The sequence below is a fragment of the Allobosea sp. LjRoot237 genome, from assembly GCF_964253285.1.
GTDB lineage: Bacteria > Pseudomonadota > Alphaproteobacteria > Rhizobiales > Beijerinckiaceae > Allobosea.
In genome coordinates, this window is sequence record NZ_CAXUQP020000001.1 from 2,061,016 (window position 1) to 2,075,818 (window position 14,803).

Annotated in this window: 16 protein-coding genes; 10 read left to right on the forward strand and 6 right to left on the reverse strand. The window is 66.4% G+C overall.

Annotated features, from left to right (window positions below; genetic code table 11):
- Positions 1–3: 3 nt before the first annotated feature.
- Complete coding sequence (panC, locus tag ACSQ24_RS10060) at positions 4–852, reverse strand: pantoate--beta-alanine ligase (protein WP_436094533.1); 849 nt, start codon at positions 850–852, stop codon at positions 4–6.
- Between the two features lie 84 nt (positions 853–936).
- Here panC and ACSQ24_RS10065 point away from each other — a divergent pair, with 84 nt between their 5' ends.
- Together ACSQ24_RS10065 and ACSQ24_RS10070 are read left to right on the forward strand one after the other, a co-directional pair.
- Positions 937–1,686, forward strand: coding sequence for a VWA domain-containing protein (locus ACSQ24_RS10065; protein ID WP_436094534.1), 750 nt, complete (start codon positions 937–939; stop codon positions 1,684–1,686).
- On the forward strand, positions 1,686–2,414 hold the full coding sequence (locus ACSQ24_RS10070) for a DnaJ domain-containing protein (RefSeq protein WP_436097863.1): 729 nt from the start codon (positions 1,686–1,688) through the stop codon (positions 2,412–2,414). The genes ACSQ24_RS10065 and ACSQ24_RS10070 overlap by 1 nt, the downstream gene beginning before the upstream one ends.
- A 16-nt stretch (positions 2,415–2,430) precedes the next feature.
- Here the strand turns inward: ACSQ24_RS10070 and ACSQ24_RS10075 are convergent, their stop codons facing one another.
- The gene (locus ACSQ24_RS10075) at positions 2,431–4,125 is read right to left on the reverse strand and encodes a serine hydrolase (RefSeq protein ID WP_436094535.1); all 1,695 of its coding nucleotides are present in this window, start codon (positions 4,123–4,125) and stop codon (positions 2,431–2,433) included.
- A gap of 327 nt (positions 4,126–4,452) precedes the next feature.
- Here ACSQ24_RS10075 and ACSQ24_RS10080 point away from each other — a divergent pair, with 327 nt between their 5' ends.
- From ACSQ24_RS10080 to ACSQ24_RS10115, 8 genes are all read left to right on the forward strand, one after another.
- Positions 4,453–4,797: a phasin family protein gene (locus ACSQ24_RS10080; RefSeq protein WP_436094536.1), complete on the forward strand. Its 345-nt coding sequence runs from the start codon at positions 4,453–4,455 to the stop codon at positions 4,795–4,797.
- Positions 4,798–4,996: 199 nt separating this feature from the next.
- A complete protein-coding gene (locus tag ACSQ24_RS10085; RefSeq protein WP_436094537.1) occupies positions 4,997–6,082 on the forward strand; it encodes a Rieske 2Fe-2S domain-containing protein in 1,086 nt (361 codons plus the stop codon).
- 246 nt (positions 6,083–6,328) lie between these two features.
- Entirely contained in the window at positions 6,329–6,676 is a 348-nt protein-coding gene (clpS, locus tag ACSQ24_RS10090; protein ID WP_436097864.1) for an ATP-dependent Clp protease adapter ClpS, read from the forward strand.
- A gap of 43 nt (positions 6,677–6,719) precedes the next feature.
- Positions 6,720–9,233 (forward strand): ATP-dependent Clp protease ATP-binding subunit ClpA, encoded by a 2,514-nt coding sequence (gene clpA, locus ACSQ24_RS10095; protein WP_436094538.1) that lies wholly within the window; start codon positions 6,720–6,722, stop codon positions 9,231–9,233.
- 4 nt (positions 9,234–9,237) lie between these two features.
- Positions 9,238–9,513: a hypothetical protein gene (locus tag ACSQ24_RS10100; protein WP_436094539.1), complete on the forward strand. Its 276-nt coding sequence runs from the start codon at positions 9,238–9,240 to the stop codon at positions 9,511–9,513.
- 190 nt (positions 9,514–9,703) lie between these two features.
- Complete coding sequence (locus tag ACSQ24_RS10105) at positions 9,704–10,438, forward strand: AzlC family ABC transporter permease (protein WP_436094540.1); 735 nt, start codon at positions 9,704–9,706, stop codon at positions 10,436–10,438.
- Positions 10,435–10,791, forward strand: a complete 357-nt coding sequence (locus ACSQ24_RS10110; protein WP_436094541.1) for an AzlD domain-containing protein — start codon at positions 10,435–10,437, stop codon at positions 10,789–10,791. The genes ACSQ24_RS10105 and ACSQ24_RS10110 overlap by 4 nt, the downstream gene beginning before the upstream one ends.
- 224 nt (positions 10,792–11,015) lie before the next feature.
- Positions 11,016–11,558, forward strand: a complete 543-nt coding sequence (locus ACSQ24_RS10115; RefSeq protein ID WP_436094542.1) for a hypothetical protein — start codon at positions 11,016–11,018, stop codon at positions 11,556–11,558.
- Between the two features lie 112 nt (positions 11,559–11,670).
- On the opposite strand, the gene ACSQ24_RS10120 is transcribed toward ACSQ24_RS10115, so the two are convergent.
- The 4 genes from ACSQ24_RS10120 to ACSQ24_RS10135 all read right to left on the reverse strand — a co-directional run bounded on the left by ACSQ24_RS10120 (position 11,671) and on the right by ACSQ24_RS10135 (position 14,664).
- The gene (locus tag ACSQ24_RS10120; protein ID WP_436094543.1) at positions 11,671–12,456 is read right to left on the reverse strand and encodes a M48 family metallopeptidase; all 786 of its coding nucleotides are present in this window, start codon (positions 12,454–12,456) and stop codon (positions 11,671–11,673) included.
- Positions 12,457–12,755: 299 nt separating this feature from the next.
- Complete coding sequence (locus ACSQ24_RS10125; RefSeq protein WP_436094544.1) at positions 12,756–13,691, reverse strand: sigma-70 family RNA polymerase sigma factor; 936 nt, start codon at positions 13,689–13,691, stop codon at positions 12,756–12,758.
- Positions 13,654–14,127 (reverse strand): carboxymuconolactone decarboxylase family protein, encoded by a 474-nt coding sequence (locus tag ACSQ24_RS10130; protein ID WP_436094545.1) that lies wholly within the window; start codon positions 14,125–14,127, stop codon positions 13,654–13,656. The genes ACSQ24_RS10125 and ACSQ24_RS10130 overlap by 38 nt, the downstream gene beginning before the upstream one ends.
- Positions 14,128–14,196: 69 nt before the next feature.
- Positions 14,197–14,664 carry a carboxymuconolactone decarboxylase family protein gene (locus tag ACSQ24_RS10135; RefSeq protein ID WP_436094546.1) on the reverse strand — a complete coding sequence of 156 codons (468 nt, stop codon included), beginning with the start codon at positions 14,662–14,664 and terminating at the stop codon, positions 14,197–14,199.
- Positions 14,665–14,803: the final 139 nt, after the last annotated feature.

A 14,803-nucleotide genomic window follows, 5' to 3' on the forward strand; every position in this document is an offset into this window, starting at 1 on the left:
TCCTCACACCCCGATATTGTCGATCAGCCGCGTCCCTCCGATCCGCGCCGCGATCAGCAGCCGGATCGGCCCGTCGGCGCGCGAGGTCACCGGCGCCAGCGTTTCGGCGTGGCGGGCTTCGAGATAGTCGAGCTCGAAGCCGGCCGTGATGATCTCGGTCTGCGCGTCCGCGACTGCCTGGAACAGCGGGTCGTCGTTGCGGATGCGGGCGGCGAGGTCCTGCATGACCTTGTGCAGGGTCGGAGCGAGCGCGCGCTCCTCGGCCGAGAGGTAGCGGTTGCGCGAGGACATGGCGAGGCCGTCGGCCTCGCGGAAGGTCGCGAGCGGCACGATCTCGATTCCGAGATCGAGGTCGCGGGCCATCCGCGTCACCACCTTGAGCTGCTGGTAGTCCTTCTCGCCGAAGACGGCGAAATCGGCTTGGCTCTGCGTGAAGAGCTTGCAGCAAACCGTTGCCACGCCTTCGAAATGCGTCGGGCGGAAGCGATCGTCCAGGCCGACGGCGGCCGGGCCGAGGAGCAGCACGCGGCTGGCGAAGCCGGGCGGGTACATCTCCTCGACCGCCGGGAAGTAGATCGCATCGGTGCCGACCGCCTCGAGCTGGGCGCGGTCGCTGTCGAAGGTGCGCGGGTATTTCTTGAAGTCCTCGTGCGGCGCGAACTGCGTCGGGTTGACGAAGATCGAGACGATGACGCGGCGGGCATGCTTCTGCGCTTCGGTCACCAGCGCGATATGGCCCTCGTGCAGCGCGCCCATGGTCGGCACCAGCGCGACCTTCTCGCCGGCGGCGTGCCAGGACGCGACGGCCTCGCGCATCGCCTTGACCGTCTCGAAAACCGCGACCTGTGACATAGCGCTCCTCCAACCCGCTCGACGGGTAGCAAATGCCGGCGGCGCGGCCAATATCTCTGGCATGGGCGAATCCCGGCGGGCAGCATGACGCGCGAAGACGGCAAGGCGGTTGGCAAGGCGGGCGAGACACGCCCGTCCGAGGGCGCTGCACGTTCAAAGCCCGGCGAGATCGACCGCTTTCTCACCGCGGCCACGCAGCTCGCGCCGCTGGCGACGGGCCAGGCCGGGCGGCTTGTCTTCGCGCTCGATGCGACGATGAGCCGACAGCCGAGCTGGGATCTCGCCTGTTCGCTGCAGGGCCAGATGTTCGAGGTCGCGGCGAAGACCGGCGGGCTCGCGGTGCAACTCGTCTATTTCCGCGGCTTCGACGAATGCCGTGCCTCAGGCTGGCTCGGCGAGCCGCAGCGCCTGACCGGGCTGATGAACCGGATCGACTGCCGTGGCGGGCAGACGCAGATCGCTCGCGTACTCAAGCATATCCGCGACGAGGAGCGGCAGATGCCGATCCGCGCCTTCGTCTATGTCGGCGATGCGATGGAGGAGAATATCGACCGGCTCTGCGCGCTCGCCGGCGAACTCGGCTTGCGCGGCATCAAGGGCTTCGTCTTCCAGGAGGGCTCCGATCCTGACGCCAGCGCCGCCTTCGCCGAGATCGCGCGCCTGACCGGCGGCGCCCATGCCCGTTTCGACGTCAATGCGCCGAACTCGCTGCTCGAGCTGCTGCGGGGAGCTGCAGCCTATGCCAGCGGCGGGCGCGAGGCGCTGCTGAAGCTCGCCGGGCAGAATGCCGCGGCGCAGAGACTGCTCACGGCGATGGAGGGCCGCAAGCCGTGATGCTGCTTTATGGCGTCGCAACGCTGATCCTGATCTGGTGGGTGGCCAAGTTCTTCGCCGGGGCCGATCCGAAGAAGCTGGTCAGGTTCGGCAAGGTCGTCGGCGGGACTCTTTCACTCGGCGTCGCGGCGCTGCTGATGCTGCGCGGCCGGGCGGATATGGCGATCTTCCTGGGCGGGCTCGGAGCCTGGCTGCTCGGCTGGAGCGCCTATGGTCCCGGCGGGCTCAAGATGCCGGAATGGGCGAGGGATTGGGGCGGGGCCGGCGGTTCGGCCGGCCGGTCCAAGGTTGCATCAGCGATGCTCGAGATGGAGCTCGACCATGACAGCGGCGGCATCAAGGGCAAGGTTCTGACCGGCGCCTTCGCCGGCCGCGATCTCGACGAGCTGACGCCCGCCGAGCTCAGCGCGCTGCTGCGCGAATGCCTCGCCGGGGATCCCGACGGGGCGCGCCTGCTAGAGGCATATCTCGACCGCCGGGCGCCCGGCTGGCGTGAAGACGCTGATCGTCACCGCGACGCGGGGCAGCGCGGCCCGGCGCGCACGGGCGCGATGACGGACGAGGAGGCCTACGAGATCCTGGGGCTTCAGCCGGGGGCGGGCCAGGAGGCGATCCGCGATGCCCATCGGGGCCTGATGAAGCGCATCCATCCGGATGCCGGCGGAACCAGCGGGCTTGCCGCTCGGGTCAACCAGGCCAAGGATACCTTGCTGAAAAAGCATGGCTGATCTCCTTTCCGATCGATCAGCTGCGGGTCGCGAAGCAGGCGAAGCCGCCACGCTTGAGCTGGGCGCAGGCCTTCTCGGCGTCCTTTGACTCCTCGAAGCCGGCGAAGCGGGCGCGGAACAGGGTGGCGCCGCCCTTCTCGACCTTCTCGGTGAAGCCGGACGCGTCGGCGAGCGAGCCGGAGGCCTTGGCGCGGGCCCGGGTCAGGATGTCCTTGGCCTTGGCCTCGTCGTCAGTGGCGCCGAGCTGGATCACCCATTTCGAGGCGATCGCGGCCTTCTCGGCCGGTTTGCTTTCAGGTGCTTTGCTCTCGGGTGCCTTGGCGGCGGCCTGCGCGACTTTGACCGGCAGCGGCGCCGGCTCGGGCAGGCGGGCCTCGATCTTCTTCGGCATGGGCTGGACCTCGTCCTTGTCCGCGGGCTCAGCCAGTTTGGCGATCGAAGAGGTGACGTCGACATTCGCCGGCGGACGCAGGACCTTGCCCTCGGCCGGCGGGGCGCCGATCGACCAGCGCATGGCCGACGGCGTCGTGGTCGCGGCGACCGGGCGCATGTTGGAGAGAGCGAGCGCCTGGGCGCTGCCGCTGAGCGCGCGCGGCGGGGCGATCTGCGCGGTCGTCGTCGTCGCGGCATAGGCGCGGGCGGCGGCGGGAACCTCCGGCTCGGCACGCGGACGCGGCACTGGGAGCGGCGTGGGGGCCGGGGCAGGCTCCGGCGCCTGGGCGATGACAGCCGGGCGGGCCGGCGGCTCGGGCGCAGGGACCGGAGCGGGCGCGCGGTAGCGCTCCTGCTGCGGCTCGGAGACCTCGGCGATCATCGGGGCGCTGCGGCCGCCGGTGCTGGCGCGCGGCAGGCTGGCGAGAACGAGGTCGGACATGATCTTGTCGCGCGCCGCGCCGGAGCGGCCGCCGAGCACGATCGAGACGATCTGGCGGCCTTCGGCCTTGGCCGAGGTCATCAGGTTGAAACCGGAGGCGCGGGTATAGCCGGTCTTGATGCCGTCGACGCCCTCGATGCGGCCGAGCAGGCGATTATGCCCGCGAATGGTGCGGGCGCCGTACTGGAACGAGCGCGTCTGGAAGAGTGGGAAGTATCGCGGAAAGCGCTCCTGGATCGCCCGCGCCAGGATGGTCAGATCGCGCGCCGTCGTGATGTTCGGCGGCGAGTTCGGCAGGCCGTGCGGGTTGTAGAAGCGCGTCGACTCCATGCCGAGCGAGCGCGCCTTGCGTGTCATCTGCTCGGCGAATGCCTCTTCCGAGCCGGCGATGGCCTCGGCGACCACGACGGAGGAGTCGTTGGCCGAGAGGGTGATCATGCTCTTGATGGCGTCCTCGACCTCGATGGTCGAGCCGGCGCGCAGGCCAAGCTTGGTCGGCGGCTGCGAGGCGGCGTAGGACGAGACCTTGAGCTCGGAATTCATGGTGTAGCGGCCGCGCTCCATCTGCTCGAAGAGCATGTAAAGCGTCATTACCTTGGTGAGCGAGGCCGGGATGCGCGGCGCATCCTCGTTGACGGCGTGCAGGGTGCGGCCGGTCTTGGCGTCGACGACCATGGCCGCATAGGGCGGGGCGTAGCCGCCCGAGACATGGCGCCGCTTCTTGCGGGCCGCCTCTGCGGGCGAGACCGTCGCGGTCAGCGCAACGGCAGCAACACTCACCAGCCCGATGAACGCGAGCCAGCGCCCGCGCCGGGAACCAACGCAACCAAAAGCCATGCAACTCGCCTCAACTCACCCACCCGTCCGTCGCAGGCTTTGCAGCGTGGCGCGAAGGACACAGGAGAGGAGGTTAGGTGGATGCGGTTACGGAGGAGTTAAGCGCCAAAAGCCCGCATTGAATCTGTCCGGTTGCAAACCGTCGCCGATGCACGCTGGGGGGCTCTGCGTTTGGTGCATCGCAGCGCGAGCTTGACTTTTATGTTGCGGTGCACAATATCAGAAAGCGCCCCGGTGATGGATCTCTTCATCTGACCTTGGGGGCACGGAACCCGGGCCATTTCGGCTCGTCAGCAGAGGCGGCGCCTACGAGCGTCGGAGGAAACGATGATCCAGCAGTTCGAGACCATCCAGAAGGCTTCCAAAGAGAACGTCGATGCGGCCCTGAAGGCGTTCGGCGCCACCTCGAAGGGCGTGCAGGCTCTCGCCGTCGAGACTACCGACTACGCCAAGAAGTCGTTCGAGGCCGGCACGGCCACGATCGAGAAGCTTGCCGGCGTCAAGACGCTCGACAAGGCGATCGAGATCCAGTCGGACTACGTCAAGACCGCTTTCGAGGGCTATGTCGCCCAGGTCACCAAGATCGGCGAGCTCTATGCCGCGATCGCCAAGGACGCCTACAAGCCGTTCGAAGGCATCGTCGCCAAGGCCGTCCCGACCCCGGCCAAGTGATTTCGGCAAGTAGCTGACTTCGTTCAGCCGCAGCTGATTGCGACACAGTTTCGAGAAGCCCGGCTCCGGCCGGGCTTCTTTGCGTTTGGACCCATGGTCCAGGCCGAGTGCGCTTCTCGGCAATGCTCTTGCAACTGGCGAATAGCTGCTTGCGGCGGCCGTAGTCCGTCTGAGGCCGCGGCTGGAGCCAGAGGCCGCAATGAGCAGTTCGACGACGATCGGAGAGGCACGGACCTCTGCCGAGGCACCTCCGGCGAGCGAATTTCGCGAGCCGCCCCGAGAAGCCTGGTACTGCGTCAGGAGCGCCGGCAGCCTGGCGCCGGGCGCGATGGCGAGCGTGACGGTGCTCGGCGATCAGATCGTCATCGGGCGCACCAAGGCCGGCCGGCTCTTTGCCTTGCGCGATCGCTGTCCCCATCGCGGTGCGCCACTGTCGGAGGGCCAGTTCGACGGCAGCGCGATCACCTGTCCCTTCCATGGCTGGCGCTTCGGTGCCGATGGCCGCTGTCAGGCGATGCCGACGCTGGTCGAGGGCGACGTCACCGATCCCGGCCAGGTCAAGGTCGGCGAATTCCCGGTCCGCGAGAGCGACGGCATCATCTGGCTCTATATGGGCGCGGGGTCGGCCGAGGCGCCGCCGGTGCCGGCACTGACCCTGGCGGGCGCGACCCGCTGCCGGGTCGCCGTATCGGTCCTGGTCGAGGCGTCCTATGATTTGTGCGTGCTCAGCCTGATCGACCCGGGGCATGTCGGCTATGTCCATAACTCCTGGTGGTGGCGGCCGACGGCGACAGCACGGGAGAAGGTCAAGGATTTCGAGCCGTTGCCCTTCGGCTTCCGGATGAAGGCGCACAAGGCGGCGGCGAACTCGCGCGGCTACCGCCTGCTTGGCCGGCCGCAGACCGAGGTCGACTTCCTGCTGCCCGGCCAGCGGATCGAACGCATCCGCATGGGCGAACGCTCGATCATCAACGCGACCTTCGCCACGCCGATCGATGCGCGCCGGACGCTGCTCACCAATGTGCTGCTCTCGGATCTGCCGCAACTCATGCCGCTGGCGCCGCTGATCGGATGGGCCGGGCGCGCCTTCCTGCGGCAGGACCAAAGGATTCTCGAGCTGGCCCAGCAGGGATTGGAGCGCAAGCCGACCATGCTGCTGCTCGGACAGGCCGACCGGCTGGGGCAATGGTATTTCCGCCTGAAGCGGGACTACGCCGCTGCCCGCCATGAAGGAAAGGCCTTCAGCAACACGCTCGCGCCGGAACGGCTGCGCTGGCGCACCTGACGCCGCACGGAAATCAACCTCGATCGTCTCGTTGGCGGGCTCTCACAGGGCTCGCGGCGGCACTTCTTTGTGACCTGCGGTCGCAACGGGCTGGCGGAGCCGTGGCGACGTCTGTAAATTCGTGAGCGAAGCACTATCTTGAGGTCAGCCTTCGGGACGGACACCTTGAGCCACGCAGCCACCACGCCGATCGACCAGGACCTGCCAGCCGGCATCGCGCCGCGCGGGATCGCGCCCGGCTTTGCGCTGCGGCTGGCGTCAAAGCCCAGGTCGCCTGCGACGCCGTCGGACACTGACAGATCCGGTACGGGCACTGCCGTCCTGACTCGCACCCGGACACGCAAGCCGAACCTCTATCGCGTGCTGATCCTCAACGACGATTACACCCCGATGGAATTCGTGGTGCACGTGCTGGAGCGGTTCTTCAACAAGGATCGGGCCGAGGCGACACGCATCATGATGCATGTCCACCAGAATGGCGTCGGCGAATGCGGCGTCTTCACCTACGAGGTCGCGGAGACCAAGGTCACCCTGGTGATGGACCTCGCCCGTAAGCATATGCATCCGCTGCAGTGCGTGATGGAGAAAAAGTAGTTTTGAACATCATCCTCTCGAAACTGGATTGGGAGCGCTGACCTTGCCGAGCTTCTCGCGCAGCCTCGAACAGGCGCTTCACCGGGCCCTCGCGCTCGCCAATGAGCGCCACCATGAATATGCGACACTGGAGCATCTGCTGCTGGCGCTGGTCGACGACCAGGACGCCGCCGCGGTGATGCGCGCCTGCAGCGTCGATCTCGACACGCTGCGTCGCAACCTCGTCGACTACATCGACGCGGAGCTGACCAATCTCGTCACCGATGGACGCGACGATTCCAAGCCGACCGCCGGCTTCCAGCGCGTGATCCAGCGCGCGGTGATCCATGTCCAGTCGTCCGGCCGCGAGGAGGTGACCGGGGCCAATGTGCTCGTGGCGATGTTCGCCGAGCGCGAGAGCCACGCCGCCTACTTCCTGCAGGAGCAGGACATGACCCGCTACGACGCGGTCAACTACATCAGCCACGGCATCGCCAAGCGCCCCGGCGCCGGCGAGAGCCGGCCGGTGCGCGGCGCCGAGGAGGAACCTGAGCAGCAGCGCGAGCAGCGCTCGGATTCCGGCAATGACGGCGACAAGGACAAGAAGAAAAAGGAAAGTGCACTCGACGCTTACTGCGTCAACCTCAACCGCAAGGCGAGGGATGGACGCATCGATCCGCTGATCGGCCGCGAGGCTGAGGTGCAGCGCACGATCCAGATCCTCTGCCGTCGGCAGAAGAACAACCCGCTGCTGGTCGGCGAGCCCGGCGTCGGCAAGACGGCGATCGCCGAGGGCCTCGCCCTCAAGATCGTGCGCGGCGAGGTGCCCGAGGTGCTGGAGGACGCCACTGTCTTCTCGCTCGACATGGGTACGCTGCTCGCCGGCACGCGCTATCGCGGCGATTTCGAGGAACGCCTCAAGCAGGTGATGAAGGAGATCGAGCAGCACCCCAAGGCGATCATGTTCATCGACGAGATCCACACGGTGATCGGCGCCGGTGCGACCTCGGGCGGTGCGATGGACGCCTCGAACCTGCTGAAGCCGGCACTCGCCTCGGGCGGGCTGCGCTGCATCGGCTCGACCACCTATAAGGAATACCGCCAGTATTTCGAGAAGGACCGGGCGCTGGTGCGGCGCTTCCAGAAGATCGACGTCAACGAGCCGTCGGTCCCGGACACGATCGAGATCCTGAAGGGGCTGAAGCCCTATTTCGAGGAGTTCCACAAGCTGCGCTACACCAACGACGCCATCAAGGCGGCAGTGGAATTGTCGGCGCGCTACATCCATGACCGCAAGCTGCCGGACAAGGCGATCGACGTGATCGACGAGACCGGCGCCTCGCAGATGCTGGTGACCGAGGCCAAGCGCAAGAAGACGATCGGCGTCAAGGAGATCGAGGCGGCGGTCGCGACGATGGCGCGCATCCCAGCCAAGACCGTCTCCAAGGACGATGCCGAGGTGCTGCGCAACCTCGAGACCACGCTGAAGCGCACCGTCTACGGCCAGGAGAAGGCGATCGAGGCGCTGTCCTCCTCGATCAAGCTCGCCCGTGCCGGCCTGCGCGACGGCGAGAAGCCGATCGGCTGCTACCTCTTCGCCGGCCCGACCGGCGTCGGCAAGACCGAGGTCGCGCGCCAGCTCGCCTCCTCGCTCGGCGTCGAGCTCGTGCGCTTCGACATGTCGGAATACATGGAGCGCCACACCGTCTCGCGGCTGATCGGCGCGCCTCCCGGCTATGTCGGCTTCGACCAGGGCGGCCTCTTGACCGACCAGATCGACCAGCATCCGCATTGCGTGCTGCTGCTCGACGAGATCGAGAAGGCCCATCCGGACCTGTTCAACATCCTCCTGCAGGTGATGGACCACGGCAAGCTGACCGACAACAATGGCAAGCAGGTCGATTTCAGGAACGTCATCCTGATCATGACCACCAATGCCGGAGCGGCCGACATGGCGCGCAACGCCTATGGCTTTACCCGCAGTAAGCGCGAGGGCGACGACACCGAGGCGATCAACAAGCTGTTCGCGCCGGAATTCCGCAACCGGCTCGACGCGACGATCTCCTTCGGCCACCTGCCGAAGACGGTCGTGGCCCGCGTCGTCGACAAGTTCGTGCTGCAGCTCGAGGCCCAGCTCGCCGACCGCAACGTGACCATCGAGCTCTCGGACGAGGCGCGCGAATGGCTGGTCGAGAACGGCTATGACGAGGCGATGGGGGCCCGGCCGATGGCCCGCCTGATCCAGCAGACGATCAAGACGCCGCTCGCCGACGAGGTGCTGTTCGGCCGGCTGAAGAACGGTGGCGCGGTCAAGGTCGTGGTCATCCAGTCCGAGACCGGCATCAAGGTGCTTGGCCTCGAATTCCCCGATGGGCCGGTCAAGCCCAAGCCGGAGAAGGACGTCGCTAACGCAGCCGAGAAGCGTACGCGCAAGCCGCGGGCCAAGGGGCTGGGCAAGGCCAAGGTGGCCTCGTCCGGTAGTTCGAAGCGGGGTCCGAAGCCGGATGCTCCGGTCGAGCCGCCCAAGGCGGCGCGGAGCGTGCGCACCGTGCCGAAAGTTCCGCTGACCAAGGCCTGATCCAGTGTTCTTCAAACGCAAGCCCGCCAGTGCCTGGGCACAGCAAGAAGAGGTCGCCGCGCAAGCGGCGGCGCCGGCGCCGAAGGAAAAGCTCGGCTGGTTCGAGAAGCGGGCGCGCCGCCGCCGGCGGCGCATAGTGTTCGAGGAGGTGCTGGGCTGGATCCTGGTTCCGGCTTTCCTCTATCTGCTCTGGCTCGGCTATCGCGCTATCGGCGGCGTGCCCAAGGAGATCATCGACTTCGGGAACGAGCTGATGGGCCTGGCGATGAAGAGCTTCTGATCTGGCGTGCGCCGAATGCAGGGCGGACGCGCAGTCCTGGGGCTGTTATCCCGCTGACGCGATGCGCTTTAAGCGAAACGGCCCGCTATCGCTGCGGGCCGTGTTTCGTTTCAGCGGGTTCGATGATCCAGCAATCCAGAGCATCCCAACCTTCGAGAGATAGCGGGCGCTCGCCCGCGTCTCTAGCAGCATGAGCAAGTCCGCCCGCAGCGCCTGGGTGCGGCCGGCCTTCACCGGCTTTCGCGATGCCGTGATGCTCCCGGCCTGGGTGGTCGGGCTGTCGCTGATGGGCGTCGGTTCGCTCGCGCGGGATGTCGGCTATTCGGTCGAGGCCGCCGTGCTCTCGACGATCCTGGTCTGGGCCGGCCCGTCGCAGGTCCTGTTCTTCGCCTCGATCGCAGCCGGGGCCGCCTGGAGCGCGATCGCGCTGGCGATCGGCTTCGCTTCGCTGCGCTTCCTGCCGATGACGGTGGCACTGCTGCCGCTGCTGCGCCGTCCGGGGCAGGGGATTGGGACGCAGCTGCTGATAGCCCATTATGTCGCGGTGACCTCCTGGGTCGAAAGTCTCAGGCGCCTGCCGGCGATGCCGCCCGAGCAGCGTGTGCCCTATTTCTTCGGCTTCGCCAATGCGCTGATCGTCGTCAGCTCGTTCACCACTTTCATTGGCTTCCATCTCGCCGGCGTCGTGCCAGCGCCGGTCGCAGCCGGACTGCTCTGCCTGACGCCGATCTTCTTCCTGAGCTCGATGACGGCTGGCATTCGGGGCCTGGGCGACATGGTCGCGATCGGGCTTGGCCTCGCGCTCGGGCCCGCGGCCGGCTGGGCGATCGGCGGCGGCTTCGACCTGATCGCCAGCGGTGTCGTCGGCGGCAGCATCGCCTTCCTGGTGCAGCGCCGGCGCAAGGCGCCGAAGGCGGGCGCATGACGCAGCCGATCGCCTTTCTCGACGGGCCGTGGTGGCCCTATCTCGCGCTTCTCCTGTTCGCGGTGCTGCCGACCGAGATCTGGCGCTGGCTCGCCGTCGTCTTCGCGCGCCGGCTCGACGAGAACTCGCCCTGGCTCGAATGGGTGAGGTTGGTTGCAACCGCGCTGCTCGCTGGGGTGGTGGCCAAGCTGGTGCTGGCGGCGCCGGGCGCACTCGCCGGCGTGCCGCTCGCGGTCAGGCTGGCGGCGCTCGCCGTCGCCGTGACGGTCGTGTTGGTCGACCGGCGCAAGGTCATGCTGGCCGTAGTCATCGGCGAAGCGGTGCTGATCGGCGGCGCCTGGTGGCTGATCTGACAACCTGGGCGCGAATACCAGCCAGAATACAGCAAGCTGCCTGAAGGGCTCCCGCGCGTCGCAAGTCGATTATCGCGGCGGGCCTGTTTTCAAGAGAGACGAGGCTGCCGAGCGGCGGGTTCAATCTGATCCGCTCCAGCTGCGTTGAGCGAAGCCGATATGCGAGGGTGCGCTCCTGTCGTCTCCAGGACGATTGGCGACCCTCGTCTTTTTCGAGGGCGTCAATGAACAAAGTCTATTGCTGGTATCCGAAGCTGCCGAATGTTGGCCACGCCTCCATGGACATTTCCTTCGGAGCGGGCGGCGGCAAGGCGGAGTATGTGAGCTGGTGGCCGAAAGGAGCCGGCAGCAAGGGAACACCCGGCGCCAAGCCGCTCAAGCCGGCGGAAATGTTCGGTGCGGGAACTCCGACCTATGTCCATGATGTGCACGCGGAAGGGCGCGATCCGGATCGGGCGGTCGTCATCGATTGTCTCGACGAGGGCCGTATGCGGGCAAAGTACCAGGAGATGAAGAAGGACCTGACCTACAACATGACGGTCAAGAACTGCGCATCCGCGGTGGCGAACGTGCTGTTGGCCGGTGGCGCCTGCCTCAGCTTCGATTGCCTGAACTACGCGAAGAAGGCGGTATGGACACCGGCAGAAACACTGACCTTCGCGCTGCTGATCAATAGTGAGGCGCGTGTGATCAAGGCAGGTATCGCCAAGGGGTTCAAGCCGGCGATGCAGTGGACGATGCCATCTTTCGGCAGCCGCGGCTGGTGAGAGGAAAGGATCCGGCACCGGTTTCCTGACGGCATTCAGAACCAATTCCGCCATATCAAAAACCCGGCGCGAGTTGCTCGCGCCGGGTTCAATTTTGTCAGCCGCGTTTCGCTCAGGCGAGGCGGGGGCGCAGCCCAGGCTGAGCCGCAACGGCTGCACCTTGCTGCGAGCGGTACCATTGCGTCACCGCTTCGACGCGGCGGGTGTGGCGCGGATAGTGCGAGACGATCTTCAGGAAGAAGCCGGCAATGCCCGGCACCATCTGCTCCTGCTTCTGGAAGGCGTCGGGGTTCATCTGGGCGTTCAGCTTGGCGCTGCCGCAGGCCAGCATCTGCAAGCCGGTCCGGGCAGCCTGAAGATCGCGGGCGACGAAGGCGCCGATGCGGTCGCAGGTCAATTCGCGACCACGGGAATAGGCAGCGCCGAGGAACGGGATGATGTGGCCGGGCAGGCGCAGATAGCTCCAGGGCTCGTCGAGATGGCCGGCGACATGGTGGCCGAGCTCGTGGCCGACGACGAAGCGGATCTGCTCGTCATTGTCGGCGTCGAGCAGGGCCGAGGTCAGCCAGATATAGCGCTGGCGGCCGACGAGGCGCAGCGCCATCGCGTTGAGGACGCCGCTGGAATTGTAAACGAAGGTCTGCGGAATCTCGCGCAGGCCGAGCGCGCGGGCGCCGTCCTCGACCATGCGATGGAGATGCGGGAACTGGTCGGGCCCGACCATGACGAAATGGCCGATCATGTAGGCGCGGGTGAGGGCGCGGGCCCAATAGGAGACCAGCCAGAAGATGCCGAAATAGAAGAGCAGCAGCAGCGCGTGCCAGACCGACCCGCTCAACAGGGCAACGGCGATGGCACCGAGTACCACCGCCCAGATGGCGATTCCGACGACGAGCATGATGCTGCCGTAGAGCTTTTCTTTTGGGTGTTTGACTTGGGAAATGTCAAAATTCATAGCGCAAGGCTCCAGCAAAGATTCAAATCAGCTAGCCGGAATGCCTTGCCCACATTTGAGCCATAATCGCGTTGGCTCGGAGCGGGCGCCCGGACGACGCTGAATTGGCTATCGTCCTGATCACTCGTCATTCCGGACAAGCGGCGTAGCCGCGCAGCTCCGGCATCCATCGAAGGCCACCACGGTGGATTCCGGCGCTCCGCTTCGCTGCGGCCGGAATGACGGCAGGTGAGTGAGTAGTCTTAACTCGCCGTCAGCGAGATGTGCCTGAGCTTGTCCGGGTTGCGCACGACATAGATCGCGTGGACGCGGCCGTCGCGGATGTCGAGGGCGGTCGCCTGCAAGGTCTCGCCGCGTTCGAGGCTGAGATAGCCGGGCAGGCCGTTGATCATCACAGGCTTGAAAACGGTCGTCGATTTCTGTTGGCTGATGACCTTGTTGGCGATGCCGGCGAAGAAGCGCAGGACGCGCTCGATGCCGTAGAGCGGGTTGAGCACCGCCAGCACCTTGCCGCCGCCATCGCTATGGAAGGCGACATCTTGGGCGAGCAAGGTCTGCAGATCGCTGGTGTCGGCCTTGTGGGCGGCCTTGAAGAAGGCCTCGACGAAGCGCTTCGCCTCGGCGGGCTCGACCTTGTTGCGCGGGGGCATGTCGATGCGGACATGCTCGCGGGCGCGCTTGGCGAGCTGACGGCAGGCGCTCTCGCTGCGATCGATGGTGCGGGCGATCTCGGCAAAATCCAGGTCGAAGACGTCGTGCAACAGGAAGGCGGCGCGCTCGAGCGGCGTCAGCCGTTCGAGCGCCAGCATCAGTGCGATCGGGGCATCGAGCTGCGTGTCGACGTCGGATTCAGCCGCGCCGATCTCCTCGACCAGCGGCTCCGGCAGCCAGGCGCCGACATAGAATTCGCGCTTGCTGCGGGCGGATTTCATCTGGTCGAGGCAGAGGCGCGTGACCGTGCGGGCGAGATAGGCGCGCGGCGCCTCGACCGCGTCCTGCGGCACGTCGCGCCAGCGCAGCCAGGCCTCCTGGACGATATCCTCGGCATCGCTGACCGAGCCGAGCATGCGATAGGCGAGGCGGGTCAGGAAACGGCGATGCGTCTCGAAGATGTCGTCCGGGGCGGTCATGGTGATCGTCTCAGGCGGCTGTCGCTTCGGCTTTGGCCGGCCGGTCATTGGGATGGCTCGTGCGGAAGCCGATGGCGATCCGGTTCCAGGTGTTGATCGTGCCGATCAGGAGCGTGAGCTTCACCGTTTCCTCCGGGCTGAACTGGCGCAGTACCTCGTCATAAGCCTCGTCGGGCGCATGGGTCTGCGAGATCAGCGTCAGCGCATCGGTCCAGGCCAAAGCGGCGCGCTCGCGCGGCGTATAGAGCGCCGACTCGTGCCAGGCGTCGAGCAGGAAGAGCCGGGCCGGGCTCTCGCCCTCCTTGAGCGCATCGGCCGAATGCATGTGCAGGCAATAGGCACAGCCATTGATCTGCGAGGCCCGCATCTTCACGAGATGGATCAGGCTGTGCTCGAGGCCGCTCTCCTTGATCGTGGCTTCGAGTGCGAGCAGCGGCTTCATGGTGTCGGGGGCGGTGACGTAGGGGTTGAGGCGCTTGCTCATGATTGGGCTTTCGGACTGAGGCAGGTCTGGCTCGGCGGTCCGAGCCAGCAGGCTTATGTCGGCGCAGCGTCAGGCCGCGGCCGCCTCGCGGCGGCGATCCAGCGGATGCAAGGTGCGGAAGCCGCAATTGATCCGGTTCCAGAGATTGATCATGCCGATGGCGACCGAGAGGTCGACGCAATCCTTCTCGTCGAAGTGCTCGCGCAATTCGGCGAAGGCTTCGTCGCTCGGGCTGCGGTCGACGAGCCGTGTCAGCTCCTCGGTCCAGCGCAGGACGGCACGCTCGCGCGGGGTGTAGAGCTCCGACTCCTCCCAGGCGCTGAGCAGGTTGATGCGGACCTCGCTCTCGCCGGCCTTGCGCGCGTCGGCGATGTGCATGTGCAGGCAGTAGGCGCAGCGGTTGATCTGCGAGGCGCGGATCTTCACCAGCTCGAGCAGGCTGTGCTCCAGCTTCGACTGGTTCACATAATCCTGCAGGCCGAGCATGGCCTTGTAGGCGTCGGGGGCGGTCTGGAAGCCGTTGAGGCGCTGGGTCATCTTGTCTCTCCATCAGGTGGTGATGAAGACAGGACGAGACGGCCAGCGCCCGCGTGACATGCTTCTCAAAGATTTTTGGCGCGCTTTCCGTTCGGCCGGAGGCCGGACGACAAGAATTCGCGCAAAACCAATAAGTTGA